Annotated in this window: 13 protein-coding genes and 1 pseudogene; 5 read left to right on the plus strand and 9 right to left on the minus strand. The window is 60.8% G+C overall.

Annotation, left to right across the window (positions count from 1 at the left end):
* The first annotated feature begins 4 nt into the window (after positions 1-4).
* The 5 genes and pseudogenes from tatB (at position 5) to BLU01_RS28300 (ending at position 4,188) form a co-directional block, all read left to right on the plus strand.
* Complete coding sequence (tatB, locus tag BLU01_RS10670; protein WP_092274556.1) at positions 5-475, plus strand: Sec-independent protein translocase protein TatB; 471 nt, start codon at positions 5-7, stop codon at positions 473-475.
* Positions 472-1,266 (plus strand): twin-arginine translocase subunit TatC, encoded by a 795-nt coding sequence (gene tatC / locus BLU01_RS10675; protein WP_092274559.1) that lies wholly within the window; start codon positions 472-474, stop codon positions 1,264-1,266. Before tatB ends, tatC begins: the two co-directional genes overlap by 4 nt.
* Positions 1,263-1,970 carry a 16S rRNA (uracil(1498)-N(3))-methyltransferase gene (locus BLU01_RS10680; RefSeq protein WP_092274562.1) on the plus strand — a complete coding sequence of 236 codons (708 nt, stop codon included), beginning with the start codon at positions 1,263-1,265 and terminating at the stop codon, positions 1,968-1,970. Before tatC ends, BLU01_RS10680 begins: the two co-directional genes overlap by 4 nt.
* 289 nt (positions 1,971-2,259) lie before the next feature.
* Positions 2,260-3,330 (plus strand): annotated as a pseudogene (locus BLU01_RS28295) (methyl-accepting chemotaxis protein); the annotation flags it as partial.
* A 144-nt stretch (positions 3,331-3,474) separates the two neighbouring features.
* Positions 3,475-4,188: a methyl-accepting chemotaxis protein gene (locus BLU01_RS28300; protein ID WP_408003142.1), complete on the plus strand. Its 714-nt coding sequence runs from the start codon at positions 3,475-3,477 to the stop codon at positions 4,186-4,188.
* Positions 4,189-4,314: 126 nt separating this feature from the next.
* On the opposite strand, the gene BLU01_RS10690 is transcribed toward BLU01_RS28300, so the two are convergent.
* The 9 genes from BLU01_RS10690 to hutI form a co-directional block, all read right to left on the minus strand.
* The gene (locus BLU01_RS10690; RefSeq protein ID WP_092274569.1) at positions 4,315-5,049 is read right to left on the minus strand and encodes an amino acid ABC transporter ATP-binding protein; all 735 of its coding nucleotides are present in this window, start codon (positions 5,047-5,049) and stop codon (positions 4,315-4,317) included.
* Entirely contained in the window at positions 5,042-6,001 is a 960-nt protein-coding gene (locus tag BLU01_RS10695) for an amino acid ABC transporter permease (RefSeq protein WP_092274572.1), read from the minus strand. The genes BLU01_RS10690 and BLU01_RS10695 overlap by 8 nt, the downstream gene beginning before the upstream one ends.
* A gap of 60 nt (positions 6,002-6,061) precedes the next feature.
* Positions 6,062-6,859, minus strand: a complete 798-nt coding sequence (locus BLU01_RS10700; protein ID WP_092281566.1) for a transporter substrate-binding domain-containing protein — start codon at positions 6,857-6,859, stop codon at positions 6,062-6,064.
* A gap of 571 nt (positions 6,860-7,430) precedes the next feature.
* Entirely contained in the window at positions 7,431-10,001 is a 2,571-nt protein-coding gene (gene mdoH / locus BLU01_RS10705; RefSeq protein ID WP_092274575.1) for a glucans biosynthesis glucosyltransferase MdoH, read from the minus strand.
* Positions 9,994-11,829: a glucan biosynthesis protein G gene (locus tag BLU01_RS10710; RefSeq protein ID WP_092274578.1), complete on the minus strand. Its 1,836-nt coding sequence runs from the start codon at positions 11,827-11,829 to the stop codon at positions 9,994-9,996. Before BLU01_RS10710 ends, mdoH begins: the two co-directional genes overlap by 8 nt.
* 275 nt (positions 11,830-12,104) lie before the next feature.
* Positions 12,105-12,542, minus strand: a complete 438-nt coding sequence (dtd, locus tag BLU01_RS10715; protein ID WP_092274581.1) for a D-aminoacyl-tRNA deacylase — start codon at positions 12,540-12,542, stop codon at positions 12,105-12,107.
* Positions 12,539-13,510 (minus strand): prolyl aminopeptidase, encoded by a 972-nt coding sequence (gene pip / locus BLU01_RS10720; protein ID WP_092274584.1) that lies wholly within the window; start codon positions 13,508-13,510, stop codon positions 12,539-12,541. Before pip ends, dtd begins: the two co-directional genes overlap by 4 nt.
* Positions 13,511-13,701: 191 nt before the next feature.
* Positions 13,702-14,505: an N-formylglutamate deformylase gene (hutG, locus tag BLU01_RS10725; RefSeq protein WP_092274587.1), complete on the minus strand. Its 804-nt coding sequence runs from the start codon at positions 14,503-14,505 to the stop codon at positions 13,702-13,704.
* Positions 14,498-15,721, minus strand: coding sequence for an imidazolonepropionase (hutI, locus tag BLU01_RS10730; RefSeq protein ID WP_092274590.1), 1,224 nt, complete (start codon positions 15,719-15,721; stop codon positions 14,498-14,500). The genes hutG and hutI overlap by 8 nt, the downstream gene beginning before the upstream one ends.
* Positions 15,722-16,061: the final 340 nt, after the last annotated feature.

Raw genomic sequence — 16,061 nt, forward strand, 5'->3', positions numbered from 1 at the left:
ACTAATGTTTGGTATCAGCTTCTCTGAACTGCTGCTCGTCGGCCTCGTGGCCCTGCTGGTGCTGGGCCCCGAGCGTCTGCCGGGTGCTGCGCGCACTGCTGGCCTGTGGGTCGGGCGGTTGAAGCGCAGTTTCAACGCGATCAAACAGGAAGTTGAACGTGAAATCGGTGCCGACGAGATTCGTCGGCAACTGCACAACGAACACATTCTGTCGCTGGAGCAGGAGGCGCGGAAGATTTTCACGCCGACCCAGCAGCAAGCCACGCCGGTCAAACCGGTCGAGCCGGTGCTGGAGCAGACCATTCACGCGCCGGGCACCGAATCCGTGCCAAGCATGGGCGGCGTCGAACCCGCGCCAGTGATTGACGCGCCGGCACCTGTTGCGCCCGCAGCACCTGAACAACCTGCTGCGCCTGCCGCCGCGCCGACCACGCCGGCACCTCACGACACTCCATTGCCGCCGCGAGCCCCATGAGCGATCTCCCTGAAAACGACCAGCACATGCCGCTGGTTTCGCACCTCACCGAGTTGCGTACCCGCCTGCTGCGCTGCGTAGCGGCGATTTTCATCATCTTTGCCGGGTTGTTCGCGTTCACCCAGCAGATCTACACCTTCGTCTCCACGCCGCTGCGCCAGTATCTGCCGGTCGGCGCGACGATGATTGCCACCGACGTGTCGTCGCCGTTCCTGACGCCACTGAAGCTGACGATGATGGTGTCGCTGTTCCTCGCGATCCCGGTGATCCTGCATCAGATCTGGGGTTTCATCGCGCCGGGCTTGTACAAACACGAGAAGCGCATCGCCGTGCCGTTGCTGGTCTCCAGCATCATGCTGTTCTATACCGGCATGGCCTTCGCCTATTACCTGGTGTTCCCGCTGATCTTCAAATTCTTCGCCGCCGCCACCCCGGCCGGTGTCGAAATGATGACCGACATCAGCAGCTACCTCGATTTCGTGATGACGCTGTTCTTTGCTTTCGGCGTCGCGTTCGAGATACCGGTGGCCGTGGTGCTGCTGGTGTGGATCGGCGTGGTCGATGTCATCTATCTGAAGAAAATCCGCCCGTACGTGATCATCGGCTGCTTCGTCGTCGGCATGATCCTGACCCCGCCGGACATCTTCTCGCAGACCTTGCTGGCAGTGCCGATGTGGTTGCTGTTCGAGATCGGCATTATCTTCGGCAGCCTCATCAGCAAGCGTGGCGATCGACCGGAAGACCAGCCGGTTGACGATCACAACGACCAGCCGCCAGCGACCCAACCGTGAACCTGCTGCTCCTCGAAGAGGCCGATTTCATCGCGCCCGACCGCGTGGTCCTGGGTGATCGTCGGTTGACGCACATGCAGGAAGTGCATCGCTGCGAAGTCGGCGACAGCATGCGCGTCGGGCGAATTGGCGGATTGATGGGTTCGGCCGAGGTGTTGCGTCTGGAGGCCGGCGAAGCCGAATTGCGCGTGACCCTCGACCAATCGCCGCCGACCAAGCTGCCGTTGACCCTGGTGCTGGCGCTGCCACGGCCGAAGATGCTCCGTAGGGTGTTTCAGACTGTTGCGGCCATGGGTGTGCCGCGCATCGTGCTGGTGAACAGCTATCGCGTCGAGAAGAGCTTCTGGCAAACGCCGTTCCTCGAACCGGACGCGATTCGTGAGCAATTGATCCTCGGCCTCGAACAGGCGCGCGACAGCGTGTTGCCGGAGGTGGTCATCGAGAAGCGCTTCAAGCCGTTTGTCGAAGACCGTTTGCCGGCCATTGCCGAAGGCACTCTGGGCCTGGTCGGGCATCCCGGTAACTACCCGCCCTGCCCGCGCGGTCTCGATGAACCGGTGACACTGGCGATCGGCCCGGAAGGTGGCTGGATTCCTTACGAGATCGAATTGCTGGGCAAATCCGGCCTGCAACCGGTGCAACTCGGCGAGCGCATCCTGCGCGTCGAAACCGCCGTCACCGCCCTGCTCGCCCGCCTCTTTTAAATCACCACCCGGTCTGTCTGACACAAAACCTGTAGGAGCAAAGCTTGCTCGCGATAGCGGACTGCTAGTCAACTCATCTGTTGCCTGAAACACCTAATGTGGCGAGGGGGCTTGCCCCCGTTTGGGCGCGAAGCGGCCACTGTTTCCCCCAACACATCACATTTCGCTGTTTTGCGACTGCTTCGCAGCCGAACGGGGGCAAGCCCCCTCGCCACAGGGCTACAGATTCCCAGCCTCGGGCCGATACATTCCTCATAAAACCAAAACGCCGTTCGTGGGGAGTAGCAGCATGTACCGTTGGCTAGCCGAGAAGCTTGGAAACGTAAGCGTTAAACGCAAACTGGGTGTCGGCTTCGGTCTCGTCCTGCTCCTGACCTTGTTGATCGCCTTCACCGGCTGGACCGGGCTGACGGGTGTGATGAGCCGTGGCGACAAGCTTGGGTTCATCGCCAGCCTCAACGATATGACCAAAGACTTGCGCCTCGCCCGCCAGGAATACGAAACGCGTCGTGGCGAACAAGGCCCGGGCGCGGTCAACGAGATGCTCGGGCGCCTCGACGCCGGCCTGCAAACCGCGCGCAAGCTGATCGAACAACCGGCCGACGTGGCGATGATCGACCAGCAACTGGCCGCCGTCAGCGAGTACAAACAAGCGTTCAACGCCATGACCCAGGCCGCCGCCACCCGCGAAGACGCGCGCGGCAAGCTCGGCGCTACGGCCGACAATGCCGTGGCGAAAGTCGCTGAAGTCGAGAAATCCCTGCTCCAGGGCGAAAATGTCGCGCAATTCAACGCGGTGGTCGACCTGAGCAAACTGATCCAGCAAGCCCGCTTCCAGGTGCGCGGTTACACCTACAGCGCCAAGACTGAAGCCGAGCAACCGGCGCTGGACGCCATCGACAACGCGCTGAAAAACATCGCCAGCCTGCCGACGCAACTGCCGGACCAACTGACCGAACAGCACAACGCCAACCTGCAACAGGCCGCCGAATCGCTGAAGGCTTATCGCGCCGCCGTCAGCCAGTTCCGCGACTCGCAAGTGGCCAATGCTGCCGCCCTCAAACGCATGGTCGCGCAAGGCGATGTGTTGCTCGACCTCAGTAAAAAACTCACCGTTTCGCAAACCGTGGTGCGTGACACTGATGCGGCGCAAGCCAAAACCCATTTGCTGATGGCGTCGATTCTGGCGCTGGTCGTCGGGCTGCTTGCGGCGTGGGCGATCACCCGGCAGATCGTGATTCCGCTGAGCGAAACCTTGAAAGTTGCCGAGCGCGTTGCCGCTGGCGACCTGACGCACAACCTGATTTCCCAGCGTGAAGACGAACTCGGCCAATTGCAGCGCGCCATGCAAAGCATGACGTTGGGCCTGCGCGAGCTGATCGGCGGCATCAGCGATGGCGTTACGCAAATCGCCAGCGCTGCCGAAGAGTTGTCGGCGGTGACCGAGCAGACCAGCGCCGGGGTCAATAATCAGAAAATCGAAACCGATCAGGTCGCCACCGCGATGCACGAGATGACCGCCACTGTGCAGGAAGTCGCGCGCAATGCCGAGGAAGCCTCGGAAGCGGCGGTCGCTGCCGATCAACAGGCCCGTGAAGGTGACAAAGTGGTCGGCGAAGCCATCGCGCAGATTGAGCGCCTGGCCATCGAAGTCGGCAACTCCACGGCCGCCATGGGCGATCTGAAGCGCGAGAGCGACAAGATCGGCAGCGTGCTCGACGTGATCAAGTCTGTTGCGCAGCAAACCAACTTGCTGGCACTCAACGCCGCCATCGAGGCCGCGCGTGCCGGTGAGGCTGGACGCGGTTTTGCCGTGGTCGCCGACGAAGTGCGCAGCCTGGCTCAGCGCACGCAGAAGTCCACCGAGGAAATCGAAGAGTTGATCGTCGGCCTGCAAACCGGCACCCAGCAAGTCGCAACCATCATGGACAACAGCCGCAGCCTGACCGACAGCAGCGTCGAGCTGACTCGCCGCGCCGGTGGTTCGCTGGAAAGCATCACCCGCACGGTGTCGGCGATTCAGTCGATGAACCAACAGATCGCTGCAGCGGCCGAGCAGCAGAGCGCCGTGGCCGAAGAGATCAACCGCAGCGTGCTGAACGTGCGCGACGTGTCCGAGCAGACCTCGGCGGCGAGCGAAGAGACCGCGGCGTCGAGCGTTGAGCTGGCACGATTGGGCACGCATTTGCAGATGCTGGTGGGCAAGTTCAAGGTTTGAAACCGCGTCGCGCCGTTCGCGGGCAAGCCTCGCTCCTACAGGGTTGTGTGTACCGCGTAATTGCGTAACACCTCAAAACTGTAGGAGCGAGGCTTGCCCGCGAAGGCGTCAGAACAGACGCCGAAGCTACAAAACCTGGCGCAAAAACGCCTGCGCCCGCGGATCCTTCGGCGCATCGAAGAACTCCGCTGGCGCGGCATCTTCCAGCAATTTACCGTGATCGAAGAACAGCACCCGATCCGCCACTTCCCGCGCGAAACCCATTTCATGCGTCACGCAGACCATGGTCATGCCTTCCACGGCCAGGGTTTTCATCACGTCCAGCACTTCGCCGACCATTTCCGGATCGAGCGCCGACGTCGGCTCATCAAACAGCATGACCTTCGGCTCCATCGCCAACGCCCGGGCAATCGCCACGCGTTGTTGCTGGCCGCCGGACAGGCGCGATGGAAACTCATCGGCCTTCTGCGCGATGCCAACCTTTTCCAACAGCGCCAAGGCCTTGGCCTCGCGCTCCTTTTTACCGCGCTTGCGCACGACTTTCTGCGCGAGGCAGAGGTTTTCCAGCACGGTCATGTGCGGGAACAGATTGAAATGCTGGAACACCATGCCGACTTCCCGGCGGTAGGCGTTGACGTCGGTTTTCGGGTCGGCCAGTTGCAGACCGTCGATGCTCACCGAGCCCGAATCGAATTCTTCCAGGCCATTCAGGCAGCGCAGGAAAGTCGATTTGCCGGAACCGGACGGGCCGATCACCACCAGCACTTCGCCCCTGGCCACGTGCGTCGACACGTTATCCACCGCGCGCACCACTTGGCCACGAGTGTCGAAGACTTTTACCAGATCGCGGACTTCAATCACTTTGCGCGAGCCTCCGCTCAAGCCGGCTGGCGATTTTCGACAGCGGCAGGTTGATCAACAGGTACAACCCGGCCACGCAGAACAGGATTTCGAACGGCGAGAACGAGGTGGTGATGACTTCGCGACCGCTTTTCAGCAGCTCGGTAATCGCGATCACCGACACCAGCGACGTGTCTTTGACCAGACTGATGAACTGCCCGGCCAGCGGCGGCAACACGCGTTTCAGCGCTTGCGGCAACACCACGTGACGCATCGACTGGCCGGCGCTCAGGCCCAGCGAGCGCGCCGCTTCGTTCTGCCCACGGGCGATCGACTGCACGCCCGAACGAATAATCTCGGCGACGTAAGCACCGGTGAACAGCGACAGCGCGGCGATCCCGGCGAACTCGCGGGACAGGTTCATCACGGTGCCTATGAAAAAGTAGAAAATGAAGATCTGCACCAGCAGCGGCGTGCCGCGCACCAGTTCGACATAAATGGTCGAGAGATCGCGCAGGGTCGGGTTGCTGGATAGGCGGCAGAGGCCGGTGACCAGGCCAATCAGCAAACCAAGCACGCCCGAGACCACCGATAACCACAACGTCGTCCACAGCCCCCACAACAGCGGTCCGGCGGCCCAATGCCGGGTCACGCCGACGACGTCGCCCTCCGCAACGTCATCGCCCTGAGCCACTTGCAGGCTGTTTTCGTCGACCGTCAGGTGTTGTTCGTCGCCGGCGTCGTTGCGCAGGGTGACGTCGGCCTTGTCGCCCTTGCGCACCAGTTCGCTGACGGTCGAGATGTCGGCGGCGCGCTGGGATTCTTCGGCGTGATAGGCGAAGTATTGCGGCACGCGGTTCCAGCGCCATTCGTAGGACATCAGCGAGGTGGCGTAATACAGCGCGCCGGCCAGGCCGATCAGCACCAGCACCGTCAGCAGGTGCCAGGGCCACAGGGCTTTTTTCTGTTTCATTGCAGGACTCTCAGATTCGCTCGTTCCCACGCAGAGCGTGAGAACGATCAGCGGTAAGGCTTATTCCATGTCCTTGAGCCAAGCGGTGTCTTTGAACCACTTGTCATGGATGCGATCGTAGGTGCCGTCTTCGTGGATCTGGTGCAGGAAGTTGTTGATGAAGTTGAGGCTGTCGTAATCGCCCTTCTTCAGGCCGAAGGCCAATGGCTCGTAGGTGAACGGCTTGTCGAGAAACACCAGTTTGCCGGCGCCGACCTTGTTCACTGCGACGACGTTGTACGGCGCGTCGTAGATGAACGCATCGGCCTTGCCGTTGACCACGTCGAGCACGGCTTCCTGCTCGTTGTCGTAGCCGTGGTACTTGGCTTTGGAGATCAGTTTTTTCGCGACCATTTCGCCGGTAGTGCCGAGCTTGGAGGTGATGCGGTACTGGTCGGTGTTCAGGTCTTTGTAGGTCTTGATGGTGCCTTCCAGCTCCTTGCGGATCAGCAAGGTCTGGCCGACAACGATGAACGGTTCGCTGAAGTTCAGGCGCAGGTTGCGTTCCTGGGTCAGGGTCATGCCGCTGCCGATCATGTCGAACTTGTCGGTCATCAGCGCCGGGATGATGCCGTCGTAGGCGGTGGAGACCAGCTCCAGTTTCACGCCCATGGCTTTGCTCATGGCTTTGAGGATGTCGACTTCGAAACCGATGATCTCGCCGCGCTTGTTGGTCATTTCGAACGGCATGTAGGTCGGGTCCATGCCGACTTTCAGCGTGCCGCGCTTGACCGCGTCATCGATGGCACCGGCCTGCGCCGCGTTGACTGCAACCAATGCCGTGACGCCGACCAGCAGCATCGAGAGATACTTCTTCATCATCAAGTCCCCAAAACCATTGCGTTGTGAGGCGCGCAATCGGCGGATTTCACTAGGAAACCGCTCGATACGGACAGAAATCTGTCCGGGCGCACCAATTCGGGGACGGATGCTAACGCACTGGGGTGTTTGCACAAGTGTTTGGTTGGGATTTGTTGGCTAAGGGGCAGGAAATACCCTGCGGAGGAATGTGGGTGGCTGTTGGTTTTTTTAAACATTCAAGGGCCACCCCTCACCCCAGCCCTCTCCCCATAGGGGAGAGGGGGAAAGGGAGCAGATCGGGGGCTTTTCAGGACCCGAGTTCGACTCGATATCTCAGGTCGATGTATGAAGCAAGACACCTCGGTCAGTCCCCTCGCCCCTCTGGGGAGAGGGGGAAAGGGAGCAGATCGGGGGCTTTTCGAAACCTGAGTTCGGCTCGATATTTCAGGTCGATGTATGACGCAAGACACCTCGGTCAGTCCCCTCGCCCCTTTGGGGAGAGGGTTAGGGAGAGGGGTGGCTCTTGGGGTACACACACATCCAGAACACGCCACAAACAAAAAAAACCCCGCTTTCGCGGGGTTTTTCGTTATGCCAACTGAGGCTGTGCGCTCAGTGGTTTAAGCGGCAGCAGCGGCGCGTGCGGATCGGCTTTCACCGATTGGCGCCAGGCTTGCAGCCACTCGGCGTGACCTTCGTTCCACACCTGCTCATGCAGACGACCCAATGCCACCGGGTCGCTCAGCAGTTGCAGGCGATCATGGTTGTTCAGCCCGGCAGGGCCGACTTTCAACGCATGACGGACGCGTTCGACGCGCAACCACTCGATCGGCTCGGCCTGACCGTGACGCGAAGTCGCCAGCGAGCACGCCAGGGCGTTCTGCTGCGGATCGACCACGGCCCGAACGAAACCGTCGTTCAACGCGTGATAACGGTTTTCGTGGGTGTACTGATCGGTCGCGACCAGAGCCTGCGGCGGATTGTATTCCTCAGGAATCAGGAACAGCTTCGCGTCGCGCGACTTCAGGCCCAGGCCGACACGGCTGGAAATCACCGACACCGGGATCGACAGCATCAGCGAACCGACGATCGGCACCAGCCACCAAAGGAAGCTCGGGTTCAGCCAGATCACCAGCAGCGCCCAGAAGAAGCCCAGCAATGTTTGCGGCCCGTGGCGCTTGACCGCCTCGCTCCATGGCGTCGAGTCGTCGTCACGTTGCGGCGAGTTCCAGGTCGCGGCCCAGCCGAGGAACGCGGCGAGGACGAAACGGGTGTGGAAGATCATCCGCACCGGCGCCAGCAACATCGAGAAGAGCATTTCCAGCAACATCGAAGACGTCACTTTGAACTTGCCGCCGAACTCTTTCGCACCTTTGGCCCAGATCAGGATGATGCTCAGCAACTTCGGCAGGAACAACAGCACGACGGTCGTCGAGAACAGCGCGACGGCTTTGTCCGGATGCCACTGCGGCCACAACGGATACAGCTGTCGCGGCTCCATGAAGTATTGCGGCTCCATCAGCGTGTTCACCGCCAACAGCGCGGTGGACAGCACCAGGAAGAAGAACCACAACGGCGCCGACAAGTAAGACATCACGCCGGTCAGGAACACCGCACGGTGCACCGGGTGCATGCCTTTGACCAGGAACAGCCGGAAGTTCATCAGGTTGCCGTGGCACCAGCGACGGTCACGCTTGAGTTCGTCGAGCAGGTTCGGCGGCAGTTCTTCGTAGCTGCCCGGCAAATCGTAGGCAATCCACACGCCCCAACCGGCACGACGCATCAGCGCGGCTTCGACGAAGTCGTGGGACAGAATCGCCCCGGCAAAAGCACCTTTACCCGGCAACGGCGCGAGGGCGCAGTGCTCGATAAACGGCTTCATGCGGATGATTGCGTTGTGGCCCCAATAGTGCGATTCGCCCAGCTGCCAGAAGTGCAGGCCAGCGGTGAACAGCGGACCGTAAACGCGGGTGGCGAACTGCTGCATCCGCGCATAAAGGGTGTCCATGCCCGACGCACGCGGCGCGGTCTGGATGATCCCGGCGTCCGGCGTGGCTTCCATCAAGCGCACCAGACTGGTCAGGCATTCGCCGCTCATCACGGAGTCCGCGTCGAGCACGACCATGTACTTGTAGTCGCCGCCCCAGCGACGGCAGAAGTCGTCGAGGTTGCCGCTTTTACGTTTCACGCGACGGCGGCGACGACGATAGAAGATCTTGCCGAAGCCCTTGGCTTCGCGGCAGACGTCCAGCCAGGCTTGCTGCTCGGCAACGCAGATATCGGTTTCGTTACTGTCGCTGAGGACGAAGAAGTCGAAACGGTCGAGGTCACCCGTGGCCGCCACCGACTCGAACGTCGCGCGCAAACCGGCGAATACCCGCGGCACGTCTTCGTTGCAGATCGGCATCACCAGTGCGGTGCGTGCGTCCTTGGCAATCGGCTCGTTGCCGGCGCTTTTGCCGGAGATGCGGTATTTATCGTGACCGGTGAGCAACTCGAGGAAGCCCATCAGTGCAGTCCAGAAACCGGCGGAGACCCAGCAGAACAGAATCCCGAACAGAATCAGAATGCTGGTTTGCAGCGCATACGGCAGCACTTGCGTGATGGTTTGCAGGACCGGTTGGTGCAGGACTTCGTTGAGGTCGACGAACGACCAGCCCTGGTACGGCATGATGCCTTTCATGTACCAGCCGGCAACGATGGTCTGGCCGAGCATCAATACCAGCAGAATGTAACGACGGATCGAACCGACGGTGCGCCAGCGCGCGGCCGGCAACACGTTCTCGTCCTTCGGCGGTGCCGGAGGGTTGGTGCGACCGGTCATCCGGCGCCAGCCGCGCACCAGAATGTTGGTGCGCCACGGTTCCGGGACGACTTTGGTCCGACGAATCGGCGGAGTCGCCTTGAGCACAACGCGGCCACTGGCATCAACGGCGAGCATTTCCGCCTCTTCCAGTTCTTCCGCGCTGTTCAACAGCAGGCGTTTGCCCACCGAGGCCTGAGCGGCCTCGGCAGGTGCGTCGAACGTCGAGGACGACAGACGCTGGTGCAGTTCGCTAAAGGACTGGCAGCCCGCGAGTTCCGCGCGCTGCTGGTCGGTCATCGGTAAATGCGCCAGATACTCGGAAAGAGTCTCTGGCTGTACTTGAGAATTACTCATCGGCAGGCAACTGGTAGCTCCAGGTCTCGGTCAGGACTTGTTCAGTCGCTGTCGATTCCGGTGTGGCTGGGGCCGCGTCCGCAGCAGCAGGCTGCTTGGCGTCTTTGTTGTCCTTGTCCTTGTTCTGATCCTTGGCATCGGCAACCGGCTTGGCTTCAGCCTGTTTGGCGTCAACCTGCTTGGCGTCCTTGGCTTCCTTGTCCGCTTTCTCCTGCTGCTTGGCGGCGACTTTGTCGGCCTTGGCAACGGAGGAATTGGAGGCTGGGAGCGAAGTCTTGGCGAGGTCTTCAGGCACGATGTTCTCGACCAGCGCGGCACGCATTTCGGTGGCCTTGCTTGGGTCTTTGATCTTCATGCGCAGGGTCAGGCGCCAGCCTTTGGTGTCGGGGTTGTAACGCACGCTGTTTTCGACCAGTTCGGCGTTATCGCCAACACTGACCTGGCTGCGCACGTCAGCGGTTTCCGGCAATGCGGCCAGCGACGGACCTTCGAAGTCGACCAGATACGCAACGCTGCCATCCGGCTGACGAATCAGGTTGGACTGCTTGACGTCGCCGGTGGAACGCAGGGTCTGTTTGACCCAGGCGCTGTCCGGTGCGTGCAGGGCAGCTTCGTCGATGGTCCAGTGCATGCGATAAGCGACATCCAGCGGCTGGCCTGGCTCAGGCAGTTTTTCCGGGCTCCAGAAAGCCACGATGTTGTCGTTGGTTTCGTCGGCGGTCGGGATTTCCACCAGATCGACCGAACCCTTGCCCCAATCGCCTTTTGGCTCGATCCAGGCACTTGGACGCTTGTCGTAGCGGTCGTCGAGGTCTTCGTAGTGGCTGAAGTCACGACCACGTTGCAGCAGACCGAAACCGCGCGGGTTCTCGATGCCGAAGTTGCTTACCGACAAGTGTTTCGGGTTGTTCAGTGGACGCCAGATCCACTCGCCGTTGCCGGCATGGATCGACAGACCGCTGGAGTCGTGCAGTTCGCGACGGTAGTTGAGCACTTTCGACGGCTGGTTGGCGCCGAACAGGAACATGCTGGTCAGCGGCGCAACGCCGAGCTTGGTGACTTTGTCACGCAGGAACATCTGCGCTTTGACGTCGACCACGGTGTCGCTGCCTGGACGCAGGGTCAGGCGATAAGCACCGGTAGCGCGCGGGGAATCGAGCAGCGCAAAGATCACCAGGTGCTTGTCACCCGGTTTTGGCTGTTGAATCCAGAATTCGGTGAAACGCGGGAATTCTTCGCCGGACGGCAATGCGGTATCAATGGCCATGCCGCGAGCGGACAAGCCATAGGTGTGACCCTTGCCGACAACGCGGAAGTAACTCGCGCCGAGCATGGTCATGATTTCGTCTTGTTTGTCAGCCTTGTTGATCGGGTACAGCACACGGAAACCGGCATAACCCAGTTGTTCGGTGGCTTTAGGATCGAACTGCACGTCGCCGAAATCGAAACGACTTGGGTCGTATTTGATTTCCTGGACGGTGCTGGCCGTGATTTCGTTGATTTTCACCGGGGTATCGAAGTGCATGCCCTGGTGATAGAACGAAAGTTTGAACGGAGTCTTCTGATCGGCCCACTCGGCTTTTTCAGTGCGGAAACGAATTTTCTGATAGTCCGCGAATTTCATTTCGCGGAATTCGTTCGGCAGGTTACTGCGCGGGGCTTCGTATTTCTGCCCGGCCAGCTCTTTCGCCTTGACCGACACATCATCCAGATTGAATGCCCAAAGCTGACCGGCGCTAAACAGGCAGAGCAGTGCAGAGCCCGCTACCAGAGCGCTTCGGAACCGTTTGGCAGACAATTTTGGTGCATTACAGGGACTAACAATCACGAGCAACCCTCGCCGAAAACAGATCAAAAAACCAACGGCCAGCTATCTATATGCCAGGTTGGCGAGCAATGTTCCGACTCCCGTGGGGCAAAATGATTCCCCAACAGGTTCCGGGCAAGGCTCTACCTAAGTCAAATGGGCCAACGAACGCTGATCCCCGTAGCGCGCGATTATCTAGTAGGCCGCGTTACAACGCATCAGGGGTAACAAAGTATTTATCGCGAAAAACCCCTGTTTTCAGTCGAAATGCCCTTAAAAACATGTTTCAGGGCCTTTCAGGACTGTAACAGGAAGGTAACCGGGCCATCATTGACCAGATGCACCTGCATATCCGCGCCGAATCTACCTGATGCCACAGTGCCATGCATGACTTTCGCTTTGCCTAATAGATAGTCGAAAAGTTCTTCACCGAGGGCCGGAGTCGCCGCCGTCGAAAAACTCGGGCGCAAGCCGCTCTTGGTGTCAGCCGCCAAGGTGAACTGCGAGACCAGCAGCAGGCCACCGTCGACATCCTTCAGGGACAGATTCATCTTGCCGTCAGCGTCACTGAACACACGATAGTTAAGCAGCTTATGCAGAAGTTTGTCGGCGCTGGCCCGAGTGTCGCCGGGCTCGACGGCGACCAGCACCAGCAAACCCTGGTCCACCGCGCCCACCACCTCCCCCGCTACCTCGACGCGCGCGCCGCGCACCCGTTGCAGCAGACCCTTCATGCTTCTTCTGGCGGCAAGTCGAGCAAACGCCGGGCCATCTGACCAGCGGCGCGCACCAGGGCATCGGTGATACCCGGTTCGGACGCGGCGTGGCCGGCATCGCGGATCACCTGCAGTTCGCTGTTCGGCCAGTTCTGGTGCAATTCCCAGGCGTTATCCAACGGGCAGATCACGTCGTAACGGCCATGCACGATGACGCCTGGCAGATGCGCAATCTTGCCCATGTCGCGGATCAACTGGTTTGGTTCGAGGAAGGCTTTGTTGGTGAAGTAGTGGCATTCGATGCGCGCGATCGACAAGGCGCGTTGCGGCTCGGAGAAGCGATCGACCACCAGCGGGTTCGGCCGCAAGGTCGCGGTCCGCCCTTCCCACGTCGACCAGGCCTTGGCCGCGTGCATCTGCGCGATCTGGTCATTGCCGATCAGGCGTTTGTGGAAAGCCGTGAGCAAGTCGTCGCGCTCGTCCAGGGGGATCGGCGCGATGTAGTCCTGCCAGTAATCGGGGAACAGACGGCTGGCGCCAGCCTGGTAGAACCACTCGATTTCCTGCGGCCGGCAGAGAAAGATCCCACGCAGGATCAAGCCATGCACGCGCTCCGGGTGAGTCTGCGCGTAGGCCAGCGCCAGGGTCGAACCCCAGGAGCCGCCGAACAGCACCCATTTTTCGATGTTCAGATGTTTGCGAATGCGCTCGAGGTCTTCGACCAGATCCCAGGTGGTGTTGTTTTCCAGGCTGGCGTGCGGCGTGGAGCGACCGCAGCCGCGCTGGTCGAAGGTGACAATGCGATACAGATTGGGATCGAAAAACCGCCGGCTCTGCGCATCACACCCGGCGCCGGGGCCGCCGTGGATGAACACGACGGGCAAACCTTCCGGCGTACCGCTTTCGTCGACGTACAGCGTGTGGGTTTTATCGACGGCCAGATCGTGCCGGGCGTAGGGTTTGATCTGCGGGTACAAAGTCTGCATTGCACGCTCCGTATAGGGTCGAGGTCATCCCTGCTGGGGACTTCAATTATTCTGCCGTCCGGCATCATAAACCCGAATTACGCCAATGAGCATGCCCTTGCAACCTCAGAGTCTGTCAGCCGCAAACCCGACCGCCATTCCGCCCCGCCGACATCCCCGCAGGTGCTGCCGACGGTCGTGATCCGGCACCGTTATGCGGCGAATTTTTTCTGTCCCCAAGCCACGAACGCTTCGAGCAATTGCTTGAGCACCACCTGCGTCGGCTCGGCCAGGTCCGGACGATAGCGGAACGGTTCGAATTCTTCCATGTAGGTGCACTGGCACAGTTCCAGTTGCACCGCGTGGATGTTCTCGGCCGGGTTGCCGTAATGCCGGGTGATGTGGCCGCCCTTGAAACGCCCGTTCAGCACATGGCTGTAATCACTGTACTTGGCGCAGATCGCTTCCATTTGCGCGGCCAATTGCGGGTCGCAACTCGCACCATTGAAGGTGCCGAGGTTGAAGTCCGGCAGTTTGCCGTCGAACAAATGCGGGATCACCGAACGGATCGAGTGCGCGTCAAACAACAGCGCATAGCCGAACTCGGCTTTGAGTCGCGCCAGTTCGTCCTGCAACGTGCGGTGGTATGGCGCCCAGATGTGTTCCAGATAAGTCGCGCGCTCGGCCGCCGACGGTGCCATGCCCTCTTGAAACAGAGGAATGCCGTCAAACAGGATCGACGGAAACAGGCCCGTGGTGGCGCCGACGTACATCGGTTTGTCGTCGGATGGTCGGTTGAGGTCGATGACGAACCGCGAGTATTCGGCGGCCAGGGTGCTGGCGCCCAGCTCGGTGGCGAACTGGTAAAGCTGCGGAATGTGCCAATCGGTGTCCGGCAGGCTTCGCGCATCGGCGATCAATCCGGCCTCGACCACCGGGGTCAGGCGCAGGCCGGCGTGGGGCATGCTGATCAGCAGCGGCACGCGACCTTGTTTGAAATGCAGAACTTTATCCACGAGTGCTCTCCTGAAGATTTGTTTCTACGCCGTGACGCACGACGCGTTTTTCCAGGTCGCCGCCCAGCCAATAAGAAAGGTCGGCGGGACGATCAATCTGCCACGCGACAAAATCGGCGACTTTGCCGACTTCCAGCGAACCGTGCGTGTCGGCCATGCCCAGTGCGGTGGCGGCATGAATCGTCGCGCCGGCCAGGGCTTCTTCCGGGGTCATGCGGAAACAGGTGCACGCCATGTTCAACATCAGGCGCAACGACAACGCGGGCGAGGTGCCGGGATTGAGGTCGCTGGCGATAGCGATTTTGACTTTGTGTTTGCGCAACGCGTCCATCGGCGGCAATTGGGTTTCGCGCAGAAAGTAGAACGCGCCGGGCAGCAACACCGCGACGGTGCCGGATTCGGCCATGGCGATCGCATCGCTTTCGTCCATGAATTCCAGATGATCGGCGGACAGCGCGTGATATCGCGCGGCGAGGCTCGAACCGTGCAGCGACGACAGCTGTTCGGCGTGCAGTTTGACCGGCAAGCCAAGCGCTTGCGCGGTGATGAACACACGCTCGACTTGCGCCGGCGAGAACGCCAGGTATTCGCAGAACGCATCCACCGCGTCGACCAATCCTTCGGCGGCCAATGCCGGGAGCATTTCGGCGCAGATGTGCTCGATGTAGGCGTCGGCGCGATCGGCGTATTCCGGCGGCAAGGCGTGGGCGGCCAGGCAGGTGCTGCGCACGCTGACCGGCAATTCGGCGCCGAGGCGACGGATCACCCGCAGGATCTTGCGTTCACTGGCGAGGTCGAGGCCGTAGCCGGATTTCATCTCGACCGTGGTCACGCCGTCGCGCAGCAGGCTTTTCAAACGTTTGGCGGCGCTGGCGAACAACTCGTCTTCGGTCGCTGCGCGGGTGGCGCGCACGGTGCTTGCGATGCCGCCACCGGCCGCAGCGATTTCTGCGTAGCTGACGCCTTGCAGACGTTGTTCGAATTCGCCGCTGCGGTTACCGCCGAACACCGTGTGGGTGTGGCAGTCGATCAGGCCCGGCGTGACCCAGGCCCCGTGCAAATCGTTGACCGCCGGGTATTCGCCGGACGGCAGTTCAGCGCGCGGGCCGATCCACTCAATGTGCGCACCGGACGTCACGATGGCCGCATCCTCGATGATCGAGTAGACGCCTTGCGCCATGGTCGCGACGTGGCAGTGTTGCCAGAGTGTTTTCATTGTCGGGGTCTCCGTTGGTTGTTGGTTTTTACGGGGTGTCATGGAGATTGCCCCCTCACCCTAACCCTCTCCCCACAGGGGCGAGGGGACTGACCGAGTTGTTCTTTCGAACGACATCGACCTGAAATACCGAGCCGAACTCAGGCCTTGAAAAGCTTGAAGATCCGCTCCCTTTCCCCCTCTCCCCAAAGGGGCGAGGGGACTGACCGAGTTGTTCTTTCGAGCGACATCGACCTGAAATACCGAGCCGAACTCAGGCCTTGAAAAGCTTGAAGATCGGCTCCCTTCCCCCCTCTCCCCTATGGGGAGAGGGCTGGGGTGAGGGGTGGTTTTCAAACAC

Origin of the sequence: Pseudomonas prosekii, from assembly GCF_900105155.1 — a bacterium.
Taxonomy (GTDB): domain Bacteria; phylum Pseudomonadota; class Gammaproteobacteria; order Pseudomonadales; family Pseudomonadaceae; genus Aquipseudomonas; species Aquipseudomonas prosekii.

Bases quoted from the DNA above. Each gene is read 5' to 3' on its own strand.
- tatC (WP_092274559.1), top strand. From the start codon at position 472: ATGAGCGATCTCCCTGAAAACGACCAGCACATGCCGCTGGTTTCGCAC.
- tatB (WP_092274556.1), top strand. From the start codon at position 5: ATGTTTGGTATCAGCTTCTCTGAACTGCTGCTCGTCGGCCTCGTGGCC.
- pip (WP_092274584.1), bottom strand. From the start codon at position 13,510: ATGCAGACTTTGTACCCGCAGATCAAACCCTACGCCCGGCACGATCTG.
- dtd (WP_092274581.1), bottom strand. From the start codon at position 12,542: ATGAAGGGTCTGCTGCAACGGGTGCGCGGCGCGCGCGTCGAGGTAGCG.
- BLU01_RS10695 (WP_092274572.1), bottom strand. From the start codon at position 6,001: ATGAAACAGAAAAAAGCCCTGTGGCCCTGGCACCTGCTGACGGTGCTG.
- mdoH (WP_092274575.1), bottom strand. From the start codon at position 10,001: ATGAGTAATTCTCAAGTACAGCCAGAGACTCTTTCCGAGTATCTGGCG.
- BLU01_RS10700 (WP_092281566.1), bottom strand. From the start codon at position 6,859: ATGAAGAAGTATCTCTCGATGCTGCTGGTCGGCGTCACGGCATTGGTT.
- hutI (WP_092274590.1), bottom strand. From the start codon at position 15,721: ATGAAAACACTCTGGCAACACTGCCACGTCGCGACCATGGCGCAAGGC.
- BLU01_RS28300 (WP_408003142.1), top strand. From the start codon at position 3,475: ATGCACGAGATGACCGCCACTGTGCAGGAAGTCGCGCGCAATGCCGAG.